Source organism: Coriobacteriaceae bacterium, assembly GCA_025992705.1.
Taxonomy (GTDB): domain Bacteria; phylum Actinomycetota; class Coriobacteriia; order Coriobacteriales; family QAMH01; genus QAMH01.
The window spans coordinates 312,119-332,945 of record DAJPGJ010000001.1 but is presented as its reverse complement, the minus strand read 5'-3'; the positions used below and the strand labels follow the sequence as shown (position 1 = coordinate 332,945).

General features: G+C 57.5%; 19 protein-coding genes and 3 tRNA genes. 8 read left to right on the top strand and 14 right to left on the bottom strand.

Annotation, left to right across the window (positions count from 1 at the left end; translation table 11 throughout):
- Window positions 1-355 precede the first annotated feature (355 nt).
- Together OIM11_01545 and OIM11_01540 are read left to right on the top strand one after the other, a co-directional pair.
- Complete coding sequence (locus OIM11_01545) at window positions 356-1,354, top strand: WYL domain-containing protein (GenBank protein ID HJI99831.1); 999 nt, start codon at window positions 356-358, stop codon at window positions 1,352-1,354.
- Window positions 1,344-2,261 (top strand): WYL domain-containing protein, encoded by a 918-nt coding sequence (locus OIM11_01540; protein ID HJI99830.1) that lies wholly within the window; start codon window positions 1,344-1,346, stop codon window positions 2,259-2,261. The genes OIM11_01545 and OIM11_01540 overlap by 11 nt, the downstream gene beginning before the upstream one ends.
- 4 nt (window positions 2,262-2,265) lie before the next feature.
- Here OIM11_01540 and OIM11_01535 read toward each other — a convergent pair whose 3' ends face one another.
- Window positions 2,266-3,585: a coproporphyrinogen III oxidase family protein gene (locus OIM11_01535; protein HJI99829.1), complete on the bottom strand. Its 1,320-nt coding sequence runs from the start codon at window positions 3,583-3,585 to the stop codon at window positions 2,266-2,268.
- A gap of 12 nt (window positions 3,586-3,597) precedes the next feature.
- Entirely contained in the window at window positions 3,598-4,242 is a 645-nt protein-coding gene (locus OIM11_01530) for a hypothetical protein (GenBank protein ID HJI99828.1), read from the bottom strand.
- 79 nt (window positions 4,243-4,321) lie between these two features.
- Here OIM11_01530 and OIM11_01525 point away from each other — a divergent pair, with 79 nt between their 5' ends.
- Window positions 4,322-7,231 carry an exonuclease domain-containing protein gene (locus OIM11_01525; protein ID HJI99827.1) on the top strand — a complete coding sequence of 970 codons (2,910 nt, stop codon included), beginning with the start codon at window positions 4,322-4,324 and terminating at the stop codon, window positions 7,229-7,231.
- Window positions 7,232-7,246: 15 nt separating this feature from the next.
- On the opposite strand, the gene OIM11_01520 is transcribed toward OIM11_01525, so the two are convergent.
- The 6 genes from OIM11_01520 to OIM11_01495 all read right to left on the bottom strand — a co-directional run bounded on the left by OIM11_01520 (window position 7,247) and on the right by OIM11_01495 (window position 11,440).
- Entirely contained in the window at window positions 7,247-7,771 is a 525-nt protein-coding gene (locus OIM11_01520) for a bifunctional nuclease family protein (GenBank protein HJI99826.1), read from the bottom strand.
- A 225-nt stretch (window positions 7,772-7,996) separates the two neighbouring features.
- Window positions 7,997-8,821, bottom strand: a complete 825-nt coding sequence (locus OIM11_01515) for a purine-nucleoside phosphorylase (GenBank protein ID HJI99825.1) — start codon at window positions 8,819-8,821, stop codon at window positions 7,997-7,999.
- Between the two features lie 66 nt (window positions 8,822-8,887).
- A tRNA-Glu gene (locus OIM11_01510) sits at window positions 8,888-8,963 on the bottom strand.
- A gap of 114 nt (window positions 8,964-9,077) precedes the next feature.
- The gene (locus OIM11_01505) at window positions 9,078-9,896 is read right to left on the bottom strand and encodes a methyltransferase domain-containing protein (protein ID HJI99824.1); all 819 of its coding nucleotides are present in this window, start codon (window positions 9,894-9,896) and stop codon (window positions 9,078-9,080) included.
- Window positions 9,893-10,879 carry a DUF4013 domain-containing protein gene (locus OIM11_01500; GenBank protein ID HJI99823.1) on the bottom strand — a complete coding sequence of 329 codons (987 nt, stop codon included), beginning with the start codon at window positions 10,877-10,879 and terminating at the stop codon, window positions 9,893-9,895. The genes OIM11_01505 and OIM11_01500 overlap by 4 nt, the downstream gene beginning before the upstream one ends.
- A 27-nt stretch (window positions 10,880-10,906) precedes the next feature.
- Window positions 10,907-11,440, bottom strand: a complete 534-nt coding sequence (locus tag OIM11_01495; GenBank protein ID HJI99822.1) for a hypothetical protein — start codon at window positions 11,438-11,440, stop codon at window positions 10,907-10,909.
- Window positions 11,441-11,597: 157 nt separating this feature from the next.
- Here OIM11_01495 and OIM11_01490 point away from each other — a divergent pair.
- From OIM11_01490 to OIM11_01475, 4 genes are all read left to right on the top strand, one after another.
- Window positions 11,598-11,690 (top strand) — tRNA-Ser (locus OIM11_01490).
- A gap of 25 nt (window positions 11,691-11,715) precedes the next feature.
- Window positions 11,716-12,966, top strand: coding sequence for an AI-2E family transporter (locus OIM11_01485; protein HJI99821.1), 1,251 nt, complete (start codon window positions 11,716-11,718; stop codon window positions 12,964-12,966).
- Window positions 12,967-13,043: 77 nt separating this feature from the next.
- Window positions 13,044-14,432: an AmmeMemoRadiSam system protein A gene (gene amrA / locus OIM11_01480; protein HJI99820.1), complete on the top strand. Its 1,389-nt coding sequence runs from the start codon at window positions 13,044-13,046 to the stop codon at window positions 14,430-14,432.
- 110 nt (window positions 14,433-14,542) lie between these two features.
- Window positions 14,543-15,262, top strand: coding sequence for a radical SAM protein (locus tag OIM11_01475; GenBank protein ID HJI99819.1), 720 nt, complete (start codon window positions 14,543-14,545; stop codon window positions 15,260-15,262).
- Window positions 15,263-15,490: 228 nt separating this feature from the next.
- Here OIM11_01475 and OIM11_01470 read toward each other — a convergent pair.
- Both OIM11_01470 and OIM11_01465 read right to left on the bottom strand, forming a co-directional pair.
- A tRNA-Ser gene (locus OIM11_01470) sits at window positions 15,491-15,583 on the bottom strand.
- Window positions 15,584-15,633: 50 nt separating this feature from the next.
- Window positions 15,634-16,596 carry a D-alanine--D-alanine ligase gene (locus OIM11_01465; protein HJI99818.1) on the bottom strand — a complete coding sequence of 321 codons (963 nt, stop codon included), beginning with the start codon at window positions 16,594-16,596 and terminating at the stop codon, window positions 15,634-15,636.
- Window positions 16,597-16,680: 84 nt separating this feature from the next.
- Between OIM11_01465 and rlmN the strand changes: the two genes are divergently transcribed.
- Complete coding sequence (gene rlmN / locus OIM11_01460; GenBank protein ID HJI99817.1) at window positions 16,681-17,727, top strand: 23S rRNA (adenine(2503)-C(2))-methyltransferase RlmN; 1,047 nt, start codon at window positions 16,681-16,683, stop codon at window positions 17,725-17,727.
- Window positions 17,728-17,741: 14 nt separating this feature from the next.
- On the opposite strand, the gene OIM11_01455 is transcribed toward rlmN, so the two are convergent.
- The 4 genes from OIM11_01455 to OIM11_01440 form a co-directional block, all read right to left on the bottom strand.
- A complete protein-coding gene (locus OIM11_01455; protein ID HJI99816.1) occupies window positions 17,742-18,596 on the bottom strand; it encodes a ParB/RepB/Spo0J family partition protein in 855 nt (284 codons plus the stop codon).
- A 14-nt stretch (window positions 18,597-18,610) separates the two neighbouring features.
- The gene (locus OIM11_01450) at window positions 18,611-19,426 is read right to left on the bottom strand and encodes a ParA family protein (protein HJI99815.1); all 816 of its coding nucleotides are present in this window, start codon (window positions 19,424-19,426) and stop codon (window positions 18,611-18,613) included.
- Window positions 19,427-19,573: 147 nt separating this feature from the next.
- Window positions 19,574-20,245, bottom strand: a complete 672-nt coding sequence (gene rsmG / locus OIM11_01445) for a 16S rRNA (guanine(527)-N(7))-methyltransferase RsmG (GenBank protein ID HJI99814.1) — start codon at window positions 20,243-20,245, stop codon at window positions 19,574-19,576.
- Window positions 20,242-20,817 carry a KH domain-containing protein gene (locus OIM11_01440; protein HJI99813.1) on the bottom strand — a complete coding sequence of 192 codons (576 nt, stop codon included), beginning with the start codon at window positions 20,815-20,817 and terminating at the stop codon, window positions 20,242-20,244. The genes rsmG and OIM11_01440 overlap by 4 nt, the downstream gene beginning before the upstream one ends.
- Between the last annotated feature and the right edge of the window lie 10 nt (window positions 20,818-20,827).

The following is a 20,827-nucleotide window of genomic DNA, read 5'->3' as shown; positions in this document are numbered from 1 at the left end:
TTGAGACCTGAATCAGTCCGTTTTTGGTCCAAAACCGCTCCTGTTTTGCTTGTCAAAATTTTGTTTTTACTGGTGCCTGTTTTTACGTCAAACAAAGACCGATTTTGAATGCGAAAAAAGGGTTTTCCACAACGCCTTTCAGACCCCGATTTCTCCCCAAATAGAACCCCATTTCTCTTGTTTTTCGCCCCTCTTTTTCCTTCTGAAAGGGCTCCCAAAATATGCTCGGATTCGTTCACATGAAGCCAAAACCATCTCTCGTAGGCCATGCAGCGGTATCATGTGAGCTACACAAACCCGCACTTTCCGGGACATGTGCATGGCATATTTCGACAAAACCGCAGGTGAAAAGCCTATGACACAAATCAGCGAGGCAGAGCGCATTGTCAGGCTCATGCTCTTAATACGCGAAAACGGTCCGATAGACCTTGCTGGCATACGGCGCGCCCTTCCCTACGAATACGGCAAAGCAGCCGGTAGCGAGGATTCCACACGTCGTCGCTTCGAGCGTGACAAGAAGACGTTGCAAGACGGCGGCGTCTTCCTTACCGTTGATGACCGGCAGCGATACGCGCTTGATGCCGCTAGAACGCTTGCCGCACCCCTCGTCCTCACAAAACCGCAGGTCAGCCTTATGCGTTTACTTTGCGGAGCCTTGCTGGACGACGAGGACTACCCATTCAAGGAGGAGCTTCGTATGGTGCTCGTCAAGCTTGGTGACGAGCTTGAAATCCCCGACATGCTTCCCCAACTCGCCGACGGGAGCGGAAGCACTCCACCACGCAGTCCACAGGGATTTGCCAAGGTCAAGAAGGCCATCACGACGCGCAAGCGCCTCAGTTTCGCATACACGAACACTGCGGGGACACAATCGCAGCGCACGGTCGAACCCCTGGGGTGCTTCTTTCTAAAAGGTTCCTGCTACGTTGCCGCATATGACCCCAGCATTGACTCTGACCGGCTGTTTCGCCTCGATCGCATGAGCAAGTTGCGCGTCAACGGCACTAATCCCAAGTCCCCTGACTTCGAGGAACGCTCCTTTGACGCCACCGACTTCTATGGCCTGCCCTTCCAGTTCGGGGACGATCAATTTATGGCCCGCATTCGCGTCGAGGAGCCTGCACTGCAGACGTTTTCCCAGCTCACAATGGGTATTGGCACGCTCGAGCAGAACAGTGACGATCATGCCATGTGGACAGTGATCTGCCGCAATGCGCATGCCTTGGCCCAATGGTGCATCGAAAATGGCCCGGGTTTGCATATCGAGGAGCCAGAATCCGCACGTCAAGCGTACATCGACGGCCTCAGAGCCTACCTAAGCGCCGCCCGCAAGGAGGTGCACCATGAAGGATAAACAGCTGCTCCTTGCGATCATGGCCCAGCTCGAACGCGAGAAAATCGTGTCGATTCCCCAGCTTGCGCTGCTTTTCGGCGTTGACGAGCAGCGCATTTACGATGCGCTCGAGACCCTCGTCTTCGCCTATGACGCAGCGTCAATACGCCTTGACCTGCACGATTCGTACGCGACGCTCCAAACCTACGGCACCGATCGCCTCCTGCGACTGACCGCGCCCGAGGCTGACGCCCTCGTCGATGCGCTCACGGCGGCGGGCTTTTCACCCGATGATGAGCTTGTGACCGCGCTCCTGCGCACCAAAACCGTGCTGGGAGGCCTTGAGAGCGCTTCTAAGCCCCGTTTGAGGGTCGTGACGGAGTCCGCATACCCGGATGTTGCTCAGACGCTTGCAGCGGCCTGTGAGGACCTCGAGCACCACATCCTTGAGATTAGCTACCGCGGCACGGATGATGAAACGCCGCTGACCAGGCGCGTTGAGCCCCTTCGCATCTTCTCGGAGGACAGCCATCGCTACTTGCAGGCATATTGTCGCACGTCAGAAGGCTGGCGCTCGTTCAGAATCGACCGAATCTCGCATGCGCAAGCACTCGACGAGTGCTTTTCTCCCCGCTCAGACGCTCCTCGCCCCTCCATCGCCCTCGACGCGAACTCACGTGCGCAGCTGCTGCTCAACGCAGATTGCCCGCTACCCGCTTGGCGCAACCTCAAGGTCACGGCTACGAATGCCGACGGTTCGCGCACGGTAAGCATTCCCTGGACAGGCAGCTCGTGGCTACCCAAACACGTCGTCGCACTCATGGGCAAGGCTCTTGTGCTCAAGCCGCAGTCGCTTGTCAACGCCTGCATGGAGTACGCGGAAAACCTCCTTCAAGCGGGAAGTATGCACGATCTTTCAGATGAGTAAACGCCTATTTGATGGGCACGCCGGCGCCGAAGAGCAGCTCGCGCTCCTCGCCCGGCAGGCACGCACGCGCATCATCGCGCACGCCGTTTACGCCGATGAAGAACTGCCTCATCATCGCAACCATCATGTAGCGGCCCTTCGGGGTCAGCGTGATCTGCTCGTCGTCATCGATGTCGATGGCGCCACTCGCCTTGAAGAACGCGTATTCCGCAGGTAGACCAGCTGCAACGCTGCAACCGAAGTCCCGCTCCCACGCCTTCTTATCGAGACGCAGGCCGAAGAGCTGCATCATGAAGCGGTAACGCATGTGGTCGCGCTTGCTGAAGGTCGTCATGCGCGAAACAGACAGCCTACCAGCCTCGATGCGCTCGTCGTACTCCCTGATGCTGAACGTGTTCACGAACAGCTTGCTGTCGAGGAAGCTCATGCCACCACTGCCAAGAGCGGGGTATTCCTCGTAATCGATGATGTACTCGTCGATCATGGAGCTTGCGGCATCGTTGAAGGTCCAGGCGTCGCCAAAGGTGAAGGCGGGGTTATCGCCCCCGGTCAGAGCCTCACAAATGATGTCGTAAAACGCCTTTTCACGGGCGTAGTCCACTTTGCCCACGGTCGCTGCCAGCGACTTCTCGACAGCCGGGGAGGCCATCAGGGGGTAGAACGTGGCCTGGTTTGTATGCGATTCGAGGATGGCTGCGACGTCGTTGATGAGCATTTCCTCGTTCTGAGCCGGAAAATTGAAGATCATATCGACATTCAGCGATTTGAACACATTTGCATCTGCAACATCGATGATTCTGTTGAGGATTTGCTCCGCACTTCCGTACTTGTCATACCTGTCCATTTGTTTAAGTAAACCATCGTCGAAACTTTGGACGCCTACGGACAGCCTCTGCACGACCCCGTCGAGCTTTTCAATGTACTCGGGAAGCAAATGATTGGGATTCGTCTCGCTCGACACGTCGGTGATCGAGAACATGTCGCGTACCTTGTTGATGGTCGCGACGAGCTCGTCAATGAGAATCGTCGGCGTGCCACCACCTACATACAGCGAGTCGAAGTCGTACCCGAGGCGCGCGACCATGTCCATCTCGGTGCGCAGATTCTCGAAGTACTTGCGGGCCTTGCCCTCTTCAAACGGGAACCTGTTAAAAGAGCAGTAGGGGCACAGGCGCTCGCAGAAGGGAATGTGCATGTACAGCATGTAGCGCTTGCCTGGCTTGGGCGCCGGCAGCGTCTGGTGTGCCTCGTCGAGCGGTTTGAGGTTCAGATAATGGCCGTTCATCGTGCGTACGGCCTGTGAGAGCACGCGTTCGGTAAGCACGGGTCACCTCGCCTAACGTAGAAAGATAAAGCTGACAATCGAGAAGATGACAAGGAAGACGACGATGAAGAGCCCGACATAACAGCCCTTGTTGCCTTCGGCGGCAGCATAGGCCATGTTCTCGGTCATCGTACGCCTGGTCTTGTAATATGCCCTCCCTTTTTCGAGCTTGGGCAGTTTCTGCAACTTGATTTCGGCGCTCTGGCCGGCACTTTCGATGACGTGCTCGACCTCCTTGGGCGAAAGGTCGATGACGGGACGCTCGCCTTTGGCCATGTGCTTGGCGAGCATGCCGATAAATGGGTCGATAGCGGTGGCGACATCGGGTTGGTAGCAAATGACCGCAACCTCAACCTGGGTAACATCACTGATCTTGTCGATGATGACCGCACTCGCAAAGGCCCGGCAAATCCAGCCCTCGTCGAGAAGCTTGCTCACCCTGTTAAAGACCTTGTCCGGCAGAAAACCCATCGCCACGTCACCGCGGCTCAACAGAATACGCGGTACTTCCTTGCCCTTCTCGGTAACATGAATCTCCTTGGTCACCGTGAGCTCGGCAGCAATGACAACGGCGTTTGGGTTTACGATAACGCACGAATCACCACTTGCCTCGTCAAGGCGACAGTATGTTGCGTAGTAGATTTCGGGTTCAGACATGCTCGTCCTCCAGTCGACTGCTGGCAAGTATACCGATTTGACCGCGTGTTTTGTCTCTACAACATGATAGGCTTTGAGCATGGTTGTTTCACGTGAAATACGACTAAACGAATTCCTCATTGCGGGTACGGACGACGATGTCTCCAACATGTACCGTCAACTCCCGGAGCGCGCTCGTGAGCTGCAGTTCGGCCTCATCGAGGACGAGGTCGTCGTGCTCGACACCGAGACCACGGGGCTCAACCCCTCAAGCTGCTCGCTTCTCGAAATCGCCGCCATCCGCATGCGCGGGGGCGAGACCGTCGGCACGTTCCAGACCTTCGTAGACCCGGGACGCGCCATTCCAGCCGAAATCACCGAGCTCACGGGCATCACCCAGGCAGACATCGCCGGTGCCCCCACCCCGCGCGAAGCCGTCGAGGCGCTCGCCGAGTTTGCGGGCGACTGCAACCTCATCGCGCACAATGCGAGCTTCGACCAGCAGTTCATCATGCGCCAGGCCAACCCTGGCGAACTCCCCGGGCAATGGATTGATACGCTCTCGCTGTCGCAAATCGTCCTGCCGCGCCTCAAATCACATCGGCTTCTCGACCTTGCTGCCGCGTTTGGCCTGTCAACACCCACCCACCGCGCGATGGACGACACCGTTGCCCTCGGCGCCCTGTGGCGCATACTCCTCGCAGGCATCCAGGCGATGACCCCTGGCCTTGCGGCCCGCATCGCGGAGCTTTCACCACAAACCGACTGGCCGTTGCGCCCCTACTTCGCGCAGGCCGCTCTCGAGCACCCTGGCGTCGACTTCTCGCTACGACGCAACCGTACCGAACGCACGCAGGGCACGTCGCTACCCCCACGCCCCGATGCCGACGACATCCCGCTCTCGTTCTGTGACGAGAGTCGTATCGATGAGGCCTTCTCCCCCATCGGCGCCCTGGGGTCGATGTATCCCGACTACGAAGAGCGCCAAGAGCAGCTCGGCATGGCACAGGAGGTCGCCGCGTGCCTGCGCGAAGGCGACATTCGCGTTATCGAAGCAGGCACGGGCGTTGGAAAGTCAATGGCCTACCTGGTACCTGTCGCTTTTGGTGCTCACGAGAACAAGGTCACCATGGGGGTCGCGACAAAGACCAACGCCCTCATGGACCAGCTCGTCTACCACGAGCTGCCGCGCCTCAACAACGTGCTCGGACAAGACCTCTCCTATATCGCGCTCAAGGGCTACGACCACTACCTCTGCCTGCACAAGCTCGAGCACATGGCGCGCGCAGACCAAGGTGACAACTGCGACGTCATTGGCATGATCGCCACACTCCTCAACTTCACGGCGCAAACGAGCCACGGTGATCTCGACGCGCTAAATATTAGTTGGGTGCGCTTGCCACGCGGCGATATCCAGGCAAACGCCAACGACTGCCTCAAGAAGCGCTGCCCGTACTTCCCGCGACGTTGCTTCCTGCACGGGGCGCGTCGCGCTGCCACCAGCGCCGATATCGTCGTCACTAACCATGCGCTGCTATTCCGCGACATGCAGGCCGACAACGGCATCCTGCCCCCCATCAGGCACTGGATCATCGACGAGGCACATGGTGTCGAGGGCGAGGCGCGTCGCCAGCTCTCGAGCTCGATCACCTCGCGCGAGCTTGACACCACGCTCGGCCACATCTCAAACCCGAAGAGCGGCATCATGGCGCGCGTGCGCAAGCGTGCCGACAAGCTCGAGGGCGGCGACATGCTCTACGGCGTAACGGCCGACATCGAAAACCGTATCGGCCAGATTCAACTGGTGGCTGCAGAGTTCTTCACGGCACTTACCGAGCTCCCCTCCCCCAACGCGCGTGACAGGGGCAGCTACAACATTGTCACCGTTTGGATTAGCGGCGAGATGCGACAAGGGCACACCTGGCGCGAGCTTTGCGTGCCGGGCACCAAGCTCGCCGACTTGCTCTGGGGCCTCAACGGACGTCTTGCCGACCTCATCTCCATGCTCGAGCAGTTCGAGGGTGAGTTCGTCAACCAGCTCGCCGAGCTCTCGGGCATCACGGCCAACGTCAAAGGCGCCGTCGATGCCCTGCGCCTCATCCTCGACGGCACGGACGAGCGCTACGTCACATCGCTGCAGATCGACCGTAACCCGCGCTACCCCATGCAAGCCCTCGAGGCCATGCGCCTCGACATCGGCGAGTCCCTGGCCACCGACCTCTACCCGCAAACCCGCAGCCTCGTCTTCACCTCGGCCACCCTCGCCACCGCCGAGCGCGAACCCTTCGCGCACTTCCTGCGTGCAACGGGGCTCGATCGCGTGACGGACAAACCTGTCTACACAAGCATCTTTGCGTCGGGGTACGACTACGACCACAACATGTCCGTGCTGCTGCCAAGCGACATGCCCGAGCCCAACGCGCCGGATTATCACGAGGCCTTCGCGCAACTGCTCTATGAGGTCCATGTTGCAATGGGCGGCTCGGTGCTCACGCTCTTCACCAACCGCCGCGAGATGGAGAGCTTCTATCGTGAACTCAAGCCGCAGCTCGCCAACGAGGGCATCGATCTCATCGCGCAGACGCGTGGCACGAGTACGAAATCGTTGCGTGACAGGTTCCTGTCGGACAGGAGCCTGTCTATGTTCGCGCTCAAATCCTTCTGGGAGGGCTTCGACGCTCCGGGCGACACCCTGCGTTGCGTTATCATCGCGCGCCTTCCCTTCAGCCGTCCCGACGATCCCATCGCCCGTGAGCGCGAAGCGCGTGATGGACGCGCGGCCTGGGGACGCTATTCGCTGCCCGAGGCCGTAATGGACCTCAAGCAGGCAGCTGGCCGTCTCATCCGCAACTCGACAGACAGCGGCTGGCTTGTGCTCGCAGACGCACGCCTACAGACCAAGAACTACGCGAAGTCCTTCCTGCGCGCCATGCCGACGCAGGATATCCGAACCCTTACTATTAGTGAGATTGCGCGTCTCATGGAGACGCAGGAACCAGGCAGCGTCTAAAACCGCTGGTAGGAGCTAGTCCTTGCCGCCACTGTGCGTGACGAAGTCCTCGGGATTGATGTGCTCGATGAACTTATCGAATTCCTCGAGCTCGATTTGCTCGTCCTGACCAGGCGTAAGCGCGCGCGGACAAGCGGCAGATCGCATGACGTCTTCCTCGACGAACAAGGGCGCATTTGCGCGAGCGGCCAGGGCGATTGCATCGCTCGGGCGCGCATCGACGCGCGTAAACATCCCGTTTGCACAACGCAAATATATAGTGGCGTAGAAGGTCGTCCCCTCGACGCGGTCGATAACGACGCGGCTGATGTTGCCACCGAGCGAGCCGACCAAATCAATGGTGAGCGCGTGCGTGATGGGCCTCTCCGTCGCATTGCCCTCAAGAGCTGCGGCGATGGCCGTTGCCTCCATGGTGCCAATCCAGATGGGAAGCACAAGATCCTCGGGGATGTCTTCGCGATGCTCCGCAACACGCAGCGTGATGATGGAGGGCATGGGAAGGAGGCCGATTACCAGCGATTCGACATTTACGAGTACCATTGCGCACCTCCCTTCGGGCATAACCTCATTATAGACAACTTACCGCAGTAACCATAACCGTTCGCCCGACCCTCCACAAGAAACTTGGACGGCGCGTGGTCGTTTCGTTTCCACGCCGTCATCTCCGCAAACGTGCCTGGCACGTTGTCTCATAAGCTCGCCACATCTCGTCACTTGACTCATTTATGAGACAGCGTGCCAGGCACGATGTCTCCCAGAGGGGCCCTACCCCGCGTATGCAATAAGGAGTCGCGAAAGCTTCTCGACCGCTGCCTCGGCCGCAACGTACACGTCATCGATGCTCACCGGCTCGTCGAGCACGCCCGCGGCGGCGTTCGAGATCATCGAGATGCCGAGCACCTCCATGCCGCACGCACGCGCGGCAATTACCTCGAACACCGTCGACATGCCCACCGCGTCGGCTCCCAAGGTGCGAAACGCCCGGATCTCAGCCGGCGTCTCGAAAGACGGCCCCAAGGTCGCGATATAGACGCCGCTCTTCAGCTCGATTTCACAGGATGCTGCAGCTTTTTGCGCACGCTCGCGCAAGGCGGGTGAATACGCCTGGGTCATATCGTAGAAGCGGGGGAAGAGCTCCGGCTCGTCCGGTGCGGCAAGGGGGTTGGCCCCCAAAAGGTTGATGTGATCCTCGATAAGCATGAGATCACCCACGTCAAAGCTGGTGTTAATGCCACCGGCGGCGTTCGTCACCACAAGCTCCGTGACACCCAGCCCGTGCATGAGGCAAATGGGAAACGCGATCTGCTGGGGCGAGTTTCCCTCGTAGGCATGCAACCTTCCCTGCATGCAGATGACCGGGCGACCGGCGAGCGTGCCGATGACGAAGCGGCCCGCATGCGACGGCGCCGTTGACGACACCATGTGCGGAATCTCGGCATAATCAACGTAAGCGGCATCCTCGATGGCATCGACCAGTTCGCCCAAACCGCTCCCGAGAACAAGGCCAAGGGCCCCATCCTCGACAGGCGCATGCGCGCGCACAAACGCGACGGCCTCGTCCACGTTGGCCTTCGTGATGATGTGCTCCATGACGTCTCCTCCTCGTTTCAAAAACAAAAGGGCCCGCTCAGCAACGTGGCGGACCCGTACATGTGATGGCGCCCCCAGCGGGATTCGAACCCGCGATCTTCGGCTTGAAGGGCCGACGTCCTAACCGCTAGACGATGGGGACAGAACAGTTCGGTCATTATGCCATAAAACCGCCGATTGGCAAGCGAGATTGGTATGCCAGACCTCTGACCTGCGCAATGAGACAAAAGCCGCCGGGGCAGAACTGTCTGGTCCGCTACTTATCCCACGCGAGAAACGCCCACGAGGTCACGCGCTGGTGGTCGTACTCCCAGCACGTCTCGCCATCGGCCGTCCGCTGCTCGTGCAGGTGTTGCCTCGAGTAGCTGACCAGGCGCTCACGCTCCTCATCCGTCAACTTCATGAGCGCGGCATTCTTCTCGATGGCCGCATCAAAGCTCTCGAATTGGTCCGTGCGCGCACTATCTATATATGACAGGTCCGGGCGTATGCCCATGCCCCAGAGTATGTTGAAGGCAAAGACGCAGTCAGGGTAGCGCGGCAGCTCGCGTCCCGCCGCCTCGAGCAACACGTGGTCGACACGCGGCGAAAGCCCCGTCGTAAGCGTGACGCACACGCGTCTGCGAGCCCGGGCATCGAGCTTGGCGAGCGATGCCTGCATGTCGGCCGTTGCAATCGAACGCGACGCGAGCGCGACATCGCAAACGGGAACCCCGGCACTATTCCAATCGTCATCCCAGGACAACAGCATGGGGTGTATGTGCTCGGCTATACCTTCCGCAAACGCCGCCTCCATGAGGGCGTCGAGCATACCCTGCGAGAAATCGCAGGCGTAGACCTCGTGCCCCGCGCGTGCGAGCGGCAGCGCAAGCGTTCCCGATCCGCAACCCATATCGAGCACGGTCTCGCCGTCCCTGATGGCAGCACGCTCGAGAAAGGCCGTCGCATAGGGGCTCGTACCGCAGGTTTTGGCGAAATCCTTCGCCCGCTCGTTCCACATGTCCGCGTTATCGGGGTTGTTCCGGCGCAACTGCTCTTCCTTCCAAGCAGCACCCCAGTCAATGTCGATCGTCATGCCCGCTCCTGGTTCTCTGCCCCATCGGCCACGGTCTCGTCGCCCGTGTTCGCGCCCTCGACGCGCTTAGCCACCTCGGCCTCCGTCTCCGCGTTCTGCGCGGCAGCATCCTCGGGGGCTTCGTCAGCCGGGGGCTCGGGCTTCTCCTTGCGCTTCTTCTTCGCCGCGGCCTTCGCCTCGCGCTTGGCCTGCTTCTCGGCGGCCATATCGACCTCGAAGGGCATGGGTGCCGAAGGGGATCGCCAGGTTTCCGGCTTGAACTGCTCCATCCAATAACCGAGGGAGCGCATGTAGAGCGCCGAGATGAACGCACTCACGAGCGCACCGGCAACCCACACGATGAGCGCCACCACAATCGTGACCACGCCAAGCAATGCGAGCGGGACGAGGTCGGTGCCGAGCACCGTCGTCGTGGCCACCGAGGCGATGACGTTGATGAAGGGGATGGTCGGCAGCAGCACGATGAAGAGCGCCGCGGCGAGCAGTGGTATCACCAGCAGGATGACGCAAAATGCCTGACCAAATCCTCCTTGGTCCCGTTGAAACATTCTGAAGACTCGCTTGATTTGCAAACCGGGAAGCACGCGCTCGTAGATGACGCTGCGGAAGGCACCCGCTGCGGCAAGGGCCGCAACAAACACCGCGAAGACCTCCACGAGAAACTGCAGGATGGTGCCGACGGCCGGAATGAAACCCAACAGGAACCCGGCAATCACGACAGGCGCGACCCAAATGAACATGACCCAAAGCGCGAGAAATCCGTATCGCGCGCAGCGACCCAAATCCCCCAGCTTTCGAGACAGGGGCGTGTGCATACCCCAGGCAGCTTCCTTCGCCCAGTCGAACAGGTACCCGAACATGATGATCTGTCCGATGATGGGCACGCAATTCATGAGGCCGAGCACGAGCGTTGCCTTCCACCAATCATCGTCGGCGGCCAGATCGCCCCACGCTCGGTCCATGTATGTGTTGATCGTCTTCATCGATACGCCCGCTGCCCGTCGCGACGGCTACTCCTTGGGGCCGCCACCACCCAGCAGGGTCTGGATGCGCTGCTGGATCTCTTCCATCTCGTCGCCCTCCTTGGCGAGCACCTCGGCACGGGCCTTGGCCGCACGCACGGCGGCGAGGTCATAGAAAGTGTCGACATCATCGACATAGGCGGGCGTTTCCTCGAAGACGAGGGCATCGCCTTCCTGCTTGTACAGACGTGCGATGACGTAGGCCTTCTCCATCTCAGTCGTGGCGCACTCGACGATGATGGCGTCAAGCTGGCCGTCATCGGTCATGAGGAAACCGTCGTAGCAGAAGGCGTAATGCGTCGAGAAGGCGCTCGACGACTTGACGTTGGCCTCCGCGGCGTCACGGCAGCTCGTCACGTCGTCACCGGGGAAGTTCTCCTCGAACATCTGGTCCCCGTCAACGATAACCGTGAACGGGGTGAGCTCCTCGCCCTCCTCGAGCTTTGCCTGCGCGGTATCGAGGCAATAGAACGTTATGCGCTCGAGAATGTCGTCCATCTCGAGGTTTTCTTGATCTGACATCGTTTCTCCTTGTGTGAGCGCCCCAGACAGGCACCTCGGTCGTTTCCATTCATCGAAAGTATACTTTTTGGTGCGATGCGAGCCAACCTCGCAAATTTCGGGCAGCCACGGGTGTCTTGCGCTATAATCACCCCCGCACCCACACGGGGCCCCATGCGGAGGGGTGGCAGAGTGGTTGAATGCGGCGGTCTCGAAAACCGTTTACCCGGTAACCCCGGGTACGAGGGTTCGAATCCCTCCTCCTCCGCCAGACTTTCTCGCAGATAGAAGCCGCCATGAACAACCCGATGGACACCGAACCAAATGAGACCGTCGAGGCAAGATGGCGTCTGCGGGCGTTTCGGGCCTGGGCCATCGTCGGCATCTGCATCATCATCGGCATCCTGCTCTACATCGCCGGCATCATCTGGCAAGCCGTAGCCGTCATCATCGTGACGGCGCTGCTCGTCTTTTTGCTGCACGGCTTCGTCAACAGGCTCCAGAGACACGGCATCCCCCGTTGGGGCGGCACAACCATCGCGTTCCTGCTCATCATCGCCATCATCGTGGCCTGCTTCATGGTGCTCATCCCCGCCATCGTCCAACAGCTCACCTCATTCACCCAGCAGCTCCCCGGGTATCTCTCGCAAATCCAGGACTTCGTCACCAAGGCAAGTTCCTCGACGCAGTTCTTCGACGGCGAGAGCATCAACTCGCTGCTCACGCAGGCGGCATCCTTCATCCGCCAGCAGGCGGGCGCGCTGGCCAGCGGCCTGGCAAACGGCGTTATGGGCGGCATCGTGAGCGTCGGTAACGTCATCCTCATCACCTTCATCTCGTTCATCTGCTCGTTCTGGATCCTGCTCGACCTCCCCGTGCTCACGCGCGAGGTGCGCGGCCTCGTGGACGAGAAATACCAGGACGACATTGACGTCGTGACCCACGCCTTTGGCACCGCCGTCTATGGGTGGGCCAAGTCGACCTTGCTCTGCGCGCTCATCACGGGTGTCGCGAGCTGGCTCTGCTTCCTCATTCTCGGCATCCCCTACTCCGTGGTTCTGGGCTTCCTGTGCGGCATCCTGTATTTCGTGCCCTACATCGGCCCCATGGTCTCGTGTGCGATCGTCGCGATCATCGCGCTCTTCGTCTCGCCGCTTGTGTGCCTCATCTCGATCGTGGTCAACATGGTCATCAACAACGTCATCGGCAACATCATCTCGCCCAAGCTCATGAAGAGCTCGGTCAACGTCTACCCCGCGCTCATTCTCGTGGCAATCCTCGTGGGCAGCGCCCTGGGTGGCATACCCGGCATGCTGCTCTCGATTCCCGTCATAGGTGCCCTGCAGGGTATCTTCATCGCGTATTACGAGCTCATCACCGGCAAGAAGATCGCGACGGAGGATGGCGTGCTCTTCCAGCTACCCAAGCCCAAGAAGAACCGCAAGACCCCCAAGCTCATCAAGGACATCAAGAGCGACCTGCAGCGCGAGAAGAAGCAGAATGCTGATGAAAACGCCCCCAAGCAGGGAGACGAGGAGCAGAAGTAACCCCTCGTCCACGGTCTGCTGCGCCTCCCCTATCCGCGTGCTAGGATAATCACATCAACACGCGCGAGGAGGTTCCCATGGCACTCCAGGCAGCATTCATCGTCCCGCATCCCCCGCTCATCATCCCCGCTGTTGGGCGTGGCAAGGAGACGGGCATCCAGGCAACCATTGATGCATACGACGAGGTGGCGCAACAGATAGCTGCGCTCAAGCCGCAAACCATCGTTGTGACTTCGCCGCATGCGACGGCATACCGCGATTATTTCCACATCTCGCCCGGCAGCAGCGCCCAGGGCGACATGCGTCGCTTCGACGCCCGTGATACGGAGCTTTCCTGCAGGTACGACACCGAGCTCGCAAATCGTATCTCGACGCTTGCCGCCGCCGAGGACTTCCCCGCCGGCACCGAGGGCGAACGAGACCCTTCCATCGATCACGCGACCTACATCCCCCTCTACTTCGTCGACAAGTTCTACCAGGATTACGAGGTGGTGCGCATTGGCCTATCGGGCTACGGGCCGATGGAACATTACCACCTCGGTCAGCTCATCACGCAGGCAGCAGATCAGCTCGATCGTCGCGTGGTGCTCGTCGCGAGTGGCGACCTCTCGCACAAGCTCACGTACGATGGCCCCTATGGCTTCGCGCCCGAAGGCCCCGTCTTCGACGAGCAGATCACCGAGGCGATGGCCCAGGGCGATTTCATGCGCATCCTGAGCTTCGATGAAGGCTTCTGCGACAAGGCTGCCGAGTGCGGCCTGCGCTCGTTCCAAATCATGGCGGGCGCCCTCGACGGAAAGAGCGTCGATGCGCGTCTGCTCTCCTACGAAGGGCCCTTCGGCGTGGGTTATGCCGTTGCGTCCTTCATCGTGACGGGAGACGATGATACGCGCCGTTTTGGCACGCGTTACGAGGACGAACAGCGCATGAAGGTGCAGCAGGCGCGTGCGCACGAGGACCCGTACGTCACGCTGGCCCGCGCGAGCGTCGAGCATTTCGTGCGCGAGCACGCGCCCCTTCCACGGCCCGGCGATTTGCCCGAGGAGATGCTCACGCAGCGTGCGGGTGTCTTCGTGTCGCTACACGAGCACGGCCGCCTGCGCGGGTGCATCGGCACCATCGGCCCCGTAACGCCGTGCATCGCCGACGAGATCATCCGCAACGGTATCTCGGCATGCAGCGAGGACCCGCGCTTCGATCCGATACGCCCCAATGAACTCGACCAGCTCGAGATTAGCGTCGACGTGCTTGGCGAGCCACAGGACATTGCGTCAACCGACGAGCTCGATCCGCAACGCTACGGCGTCATCGTAAGCAACGGTGGTCGTCGTGGCTTGCTGCTTCCCATGCTCGACGGCGTGGATACGGTCGCCGAGCAAGTCGAAATCGCCATGCGCAAGGGCGGTATCGGCCCGCATGAAGCCGGCACGACGCTCCAGCGCTTCGAGGTCGTCCGCCACGAATGAGGCAGTTGTGCCTGGCACGCTGTCTCATAGCATTGGCGTTTTCTCAGTTTTGACCAACTTTTGAGACAGCGTGCCAGGCACATTCCGGCAAGCGAAAGCATGGGAGCATCATGAAGGTCACATCACTCGCTCTCGACCCTATCGAGAAGAAACCGCTGGCTCGATATAAACCCGGTTCGATGATCCTGTCCGTGGGCAGCGTGGGCTGCACGATGCATTGCCCTTGGTGTCAGAATCACCAGATTGCCCAGCCGCAGGACCCACAACTCGTCCCCGCGCGTGAGATGAGCAGCGAGGAGCTCGTGGCACAGGCGCGGGCGCTTGTGAACGAGGGAAACATCGGCCTAGCCTACACCTATAACGAGCCGCTCATGCGCTGGCGCGAGGTGCTTACATGCGCCCAGGCCATACACGATGCCGGGCTCGACAATGTCGTGGTCACGAACGGTCTCATCGCACCCGACAAGCTCACGCAGCTTCTACCCTACATCGATGCCTTCAACATCGACCTCAAGGGCTTCGACCAATCTGTTTACGACATCACGGGAGGCAAGCTCGATACGGTCAAGAACACGATCGAGCAGGCGCATGAAGGCGCACATGTTGAGGTGACGACACTCGTCATTCCCGGCGTCAACGATGACATGGAGCTTCTGGATGAGGAGGCGGCCTGGCTTGCCAGCATCGACAAGGAGATGCCGCTGCACCTCACGCGCTTCTTCCCCCAGTATCGTTATGCAGACCGCCCTGCAACGCCCCTGGAGACGCTCTACAGGGCCCAGGAGGTCGCCAGCAGGCACCTGGACGATGTGCTGCTGGGAAATGTCTGAGAATGGTTCTACGGGGCGCATGGCGGAGGGGGTCGCACTCGTCGTCCCTCCTGTCATTTCGAGAGTGATGTTACCCCCCTGTCATTTCGAGCGGAGCGAACGAAGTGAGCGGAATCGAGAAATCTTTCGTGGTGAGATTCCTCCACTCCGGGGCCTTCGGCCCCTCCGGTCGGAATGACAATGTGAACACAAAAGGGGCCGCAATTGCGACCCCTTCTCGATTCGTGCTGGCGGAGGGATAGGGATTTGAACCCTAGGTACCGCTCTAAACGGCACACACGATTTCCAATCGTGCTCCTTAAGCCACTCGGACATCCCTCCGTGCTGTAGCTCATGCGTCAGTGACGACGCGGTTTGCTAGTATAGCAAACTCATGCGTGCTCTTCGAGGGCAAGTTCGATAAGTATGCGGCATAGCGCCCCGAAGGAGATTCCCACCGTTCCCGCCGTGTCGGGCAACAGCGAGGTCGACGTCATGCCCGGCAGCGTGTTGGTCTCGATGACCCAGCACTCTCCCGTCTCGTCCACTATGATGTCCGTGCGCGAAACACCTTTGCAGCCCAAAACCTCATGAGCGCGCAAAGCAGCAGCCTGACAGGCCGCCGTCGTACGGTCGTCAAGACGTGCGGGAATGATGTGCTTGGAGCCACCTGCGGTATATTTCGCCGTGAAGTCATAGGAGGTGCTGTCACCCTGGGGGACGATCTCGATGACGGGAAGTGCCTCGGGCTGCGCGTTGCCGAGCACTGCCACCGTGGTCTCGGTACCGGGAATAAAGCTTTCGACAACCACCTCGTCATCGAATTCGAGGGCGTTGTGGATGGCTTCCGTAAGCTCTATCTCTCCTTCGACGATATAGGTGCCGATAGACGAACCACCGCGCGCGGCCTTCACCACGACCTTTTCTCCGAGTTTCTCGATGATTTTCCCAGCATCAGGAGTATCGCCAGAGCGAACGATGACCCACGGAGCCGTCTTCAGGCCTATCGAGTCGTACATGATCTTGGAGCGCCCCTTGTCCATGGCCAAGGCGCTTGCGAGAACGCCCGAACCCGTATAGGGCACTTCCAGGAGCTCACAGACGCCCTGGATACAACCGTCTTCGCCGCCCTTCCCGTGTAGCGCCAAAAAGACCACGGTCGGCTGCTCGTCAATGATTTGCTGAAGGGCATCGCTCTGTGCAGGATCAATCTCTACGACATCGAAGCCCTCTTCGCGCAGGGCTGCGGCGCATGCGGCTCCCGACTTGAGAGATATCTCGCGCTCGTCGCTCTTCCCTCCCTTGAGTAGAACGACCTTCGTCACTGCGGGATCACACGGCTTGGTGGTAATCATGCTGGGCCTCTCATGGTGCGTCGAAGCGATATGGTGAGCAAAATGGTATCGTAATGGCTGTCACTGCGTCTAGACGGGGTTTTCATGGAAGCAAAATGCGACATCAAATCACTCAGCCACCACGAACTCGAAGAGCTCATGGAAGAGCTCGAACAGCCCCGCTATCGCGTCAAGCAGCTCGAGGAGTGGTTATACGTGCGAGGCTGCTCATTTATCTCTGACATGGATAATATACCCAAGAGCTTTCGTGCGCAGCTTGATGAGCGCTTCTTCGTCGGCTCCCTCAAACTCGTTACGCGCCAGATCTCCCAAGACGGCACAAGGAAGTACCTCTTCGAGATTCCCAACGGCGCACGGGTGGAGACCGTGGGAATCCCCTCTTCCGATGGCGAGCGTCTCACGGTTTGCTTCTCCTCGCAAGCTGGCTGTCCCATGGGGTGCAGCTTCTGCGCGACAGGACACTCTGGCTTTACCTGTAACCTCACGAGCGGCGAGATGTACGACCAAGTCATGTATGTTGCCAAGGACTTTGATATGCGCGTGACCAACGTGGTCTGCATGGGCCAGGGGGAACCCTTCCTTAACTACGATGCCGTTCTCGAAGCCCTGCACCGCATGAACGCAAAAGTTGGTTTGGGTATCGGAGCACGTCATATCACCGTATCAACCTGCGGCCTGCTTGATGGCATACGACGTTTCTCGCAAGAACCCGAGCAGTTCACCCTTGCCATTTCCCTGCATGCAGCCACTCAGGAAACACGTGATGCCCTTATGCCCGGTGTTGCAAACGTCTCTCTTGAGGAGCTTCGTCAGGCAATCAAGGACTATGGCGAAACCACCAAGCGTCGTCCTTCACTCGAGTATGCTCCTATCGAAGGTGTAAACGACAGCGATGAACATATCGCTGCCCTCATCGACTTCTGCAAGGGCATGCTATGTCATGTTAACGTTATTCCGCTGAACCCAATAACCCCAGGTCAAGAGCTTGATGGTATGCTTATGCCGTCAAAACGAACCAGTTATATTGCGCATGAGCTAAGCGCCCATGGCATCGAGAATTCCATGCGAAAATCCCGCGGAAAAGACATTGACGGAGCCTGTGGTCAGCTCCGTCAACGTGTTGAAAAATGATATGTCTTCGGTGTTTACCGAATCAGATTGAAGATTCTCTGCAAATCATCTTCGTCTTTGAATTCAATCTCAATCTTGTTCTTGCCTCGTGAGGACTTAATACGCACCTGCGTATCAAGCTCATGACGCAGCTCTTTCGCAACAAGCTTATATGTACGTGGTAGCGGAGCACGTTTTGCACGCTCGCTCGTACCAGAAGCAACAAGACGTGCGATATTCTCGGCATCTCGCACGGTCAAATGCTCGGCAATGATCTTATCTGCGAGGTTCGTGCGCTTCTCCTCCTCGGGAATGGAGAGAATGGCACGCGCATGACCGGCAGTAAGAGCACCATCGTATACATAATCCTGGATTTGCTGCGGCAAATCGAGAAGTCGGAGCGAATTTGCAACGGCGGAGCGCGATTTTGATACCGCAGCAGCAAGTTCTGCTTGCGTCAGGCCGCCTCGTGCCATCAAATCCTTGTATCCACGCGCCTCTTCTATTGCGTTCAAGTCAGAACGCTGGAGATTCTCGACAAGGGCAATTCTAAGTGCCTGCTCATCGTCCATCTCGATAATACGTACGGGAACAGACTCAAGACCGGCTATTTTACTTGCCTGCCAACGTCTTTCGCCTGCAACAATCTGATACATACCGTCTTTGGGACGTACGATAATTGCCTGTAAAAGACCCTCTTTGCGAATAGAATCCGCAAGATTTGCAAGCTCCTCTTCGTCAAAAACCTTACGGGGCTGATCAGGATTCGGTTGAATCTGCGTTATCAGAAGCTCTTCCTGTGTACTTTCGCTTCCACTCCCAGACTCTATTGACGCATCTGCAATGAGTGCGCTTAGACCCTTGCCAAGTCCACCTTTTTTCGTAGCCATGAGCGTCCTCCGTTTCAGCTGAGTTTCTTGTAACGCTTTACAACTTCTTTTGCCAGATCTCTGTACGCTTCGGCACCTTTACCGCTCGAATCATATTCGGTAATGGGCTCACCATAGCTCGGTGCCTCCGAAATGCGAACCGTGCGCGGGATACGTGTCTTAAAGACTTTATCCCCAAATACGTTTTCGACTTCACTTGCAACGTCCTTGGAAAGTGTCGTCCTCTTGTCGTACATCGTGATAACAACACCAAAGACATCTAGCTTCGGATTAATGCGTTTTTTGACCATATTCATCGAATCAATGATTTTTGACAAACCTTCGAGTGCATAGAACTCACACTGAATGGGAATAATAAGCTGGTTTGCGGCTGCAAGCGCATTTATCGTTAACAATCCCAAAGATGGAGGACAATCAACGAGAATGAAATCAAAGTCATCTTTAATCTCTTTGAGTGCATCGTTTAAACGGAACTCACGTGCAATCTCATCGACAAGCTTCGTCTCTGCACCGGCTAGATCAATCGTTGCAGGAAGAAGCCACATGTTTTTGGTATCAATTTCGCTAACTGCATCTTCAGTTGAAACATTATCATCCACAAGGCAGTTATATGTACTCAACTCACACTGAGTCTTATCATAGCCAACACCTGTTGTGGCATTACCCTGTGCATCAAGATCAACAAGAAGTACCTTATAGTTCTTCTCTCCCAATACTGCACCAAGATTTACTGCAGTTGTTGATTTACCAACGCCGCCCTTTTGGTTGATGACAGCTAGAATCAATGGTTCCCTTGATTCATCTTTTCTTTTTGCTTCTTTGAAATTCACGTCGTCCCTCTCTGTAGATCTTCAATCAATGTTTGAAGGAAACTGACCTTGCACCTAATATACACTACTTCCTCCCTGTGTTTCACGTGAAACAGATTGAATTACATCACGTTCATGTTTCACGTGAAACATGGGATGATTTCTAATTTAACCAAGAGGCTTCTTTTGAGCTATACCATTCCTTCGAGGCAATTTGATACAAGCTGGTCCTGTTTTCCTATATACATATATGTTTCTCTCATATACCTCACTAATATATATATGTCTCTTCGAAACAAGTTCAAGTCCAAGCTTATCTGCAACTTCTTCGAGTTGCTCAGGGGTTTGTTCCTCTTCCTTTCCACGAAGAGCTATAAGCTCTCCTCCTGGAACCAGGAGAGGTGTCGCAAGCTCCATTACAACAGGAAGGGAAGATACAGCACGTGCAATCACTGTTGTAAAGTGCTCCCCTATCTCACGAGCTAAGTCTTCGCTCCTTAGCCCTCGTGCTTTGATTTGATCACTTAAGGCAAGCTCCTCAATCATCTCCTGCACGGCCCTTGCTTTTTTCTGTACTGAATCGATAAGAACACCTGTTCGCCCTGATGCAATTGCCAGAGGAACACCGGGAAATCCTCCTCCTGTACCGATATCGAGGAAATCACCCTGTTGTCGAGAAAATTCCTCAAGACAAGAAAGGGAATCTTCTATATGGAGAAGCATTCCCTTTTCTTCTGTATCAATCCTCGTCAGATTGAGTTCTTTATTCTTTTCTATGACTAATGTGAGATACGACTGTATCTGTTGTTGTTTTTCTATATCGAGCGTGTCGAAAATCATGCGGGGGCTACAACAACATGTCTGTTCGGCTCTTCACCAACAGAGTAGGTCTCAACGCGCTCATCATCACGAAGAGCCATGTGCACGAGACGACGCTCGTAGGGATTCATGGGACGCAGGCTTACTTCCCTGTCCTGACGATCAGCGCGTGAGGCAGCGGAATACGCGAGAGATTCAATCTTTTGGCGCTGTCGATGCTTATAGCTCTCTATGTCAATGGTGATGGGATATCTATATCCAAGCTTGCGGTTGGTTATATTGGAAACAAGCGTTTGGATGGCATCGAGCGTATGACCTCTTCTACCAATGAGAATGGCAAGATCACCGCCGACAACATCAAGGATGATTTCCTGTTCATCACCCTCATATTCGTTAATCTCAGCTCCCTCGGCATCAAAGTGGGCGAGAATCGTACGCAAGACCTCTATTGCAGTATCTGCGACCTCATCAAGGTCCTCTTCGCTGCGTACTTCATCTTCTTCGGTGATTTCCTCGTCGATGTTGCCGTCGTCATCAATATCGACGGACTCTTCAACCTCGAGTTCTTCTTCGATCTCAAATTCCTCACTCATGGTGCATCCT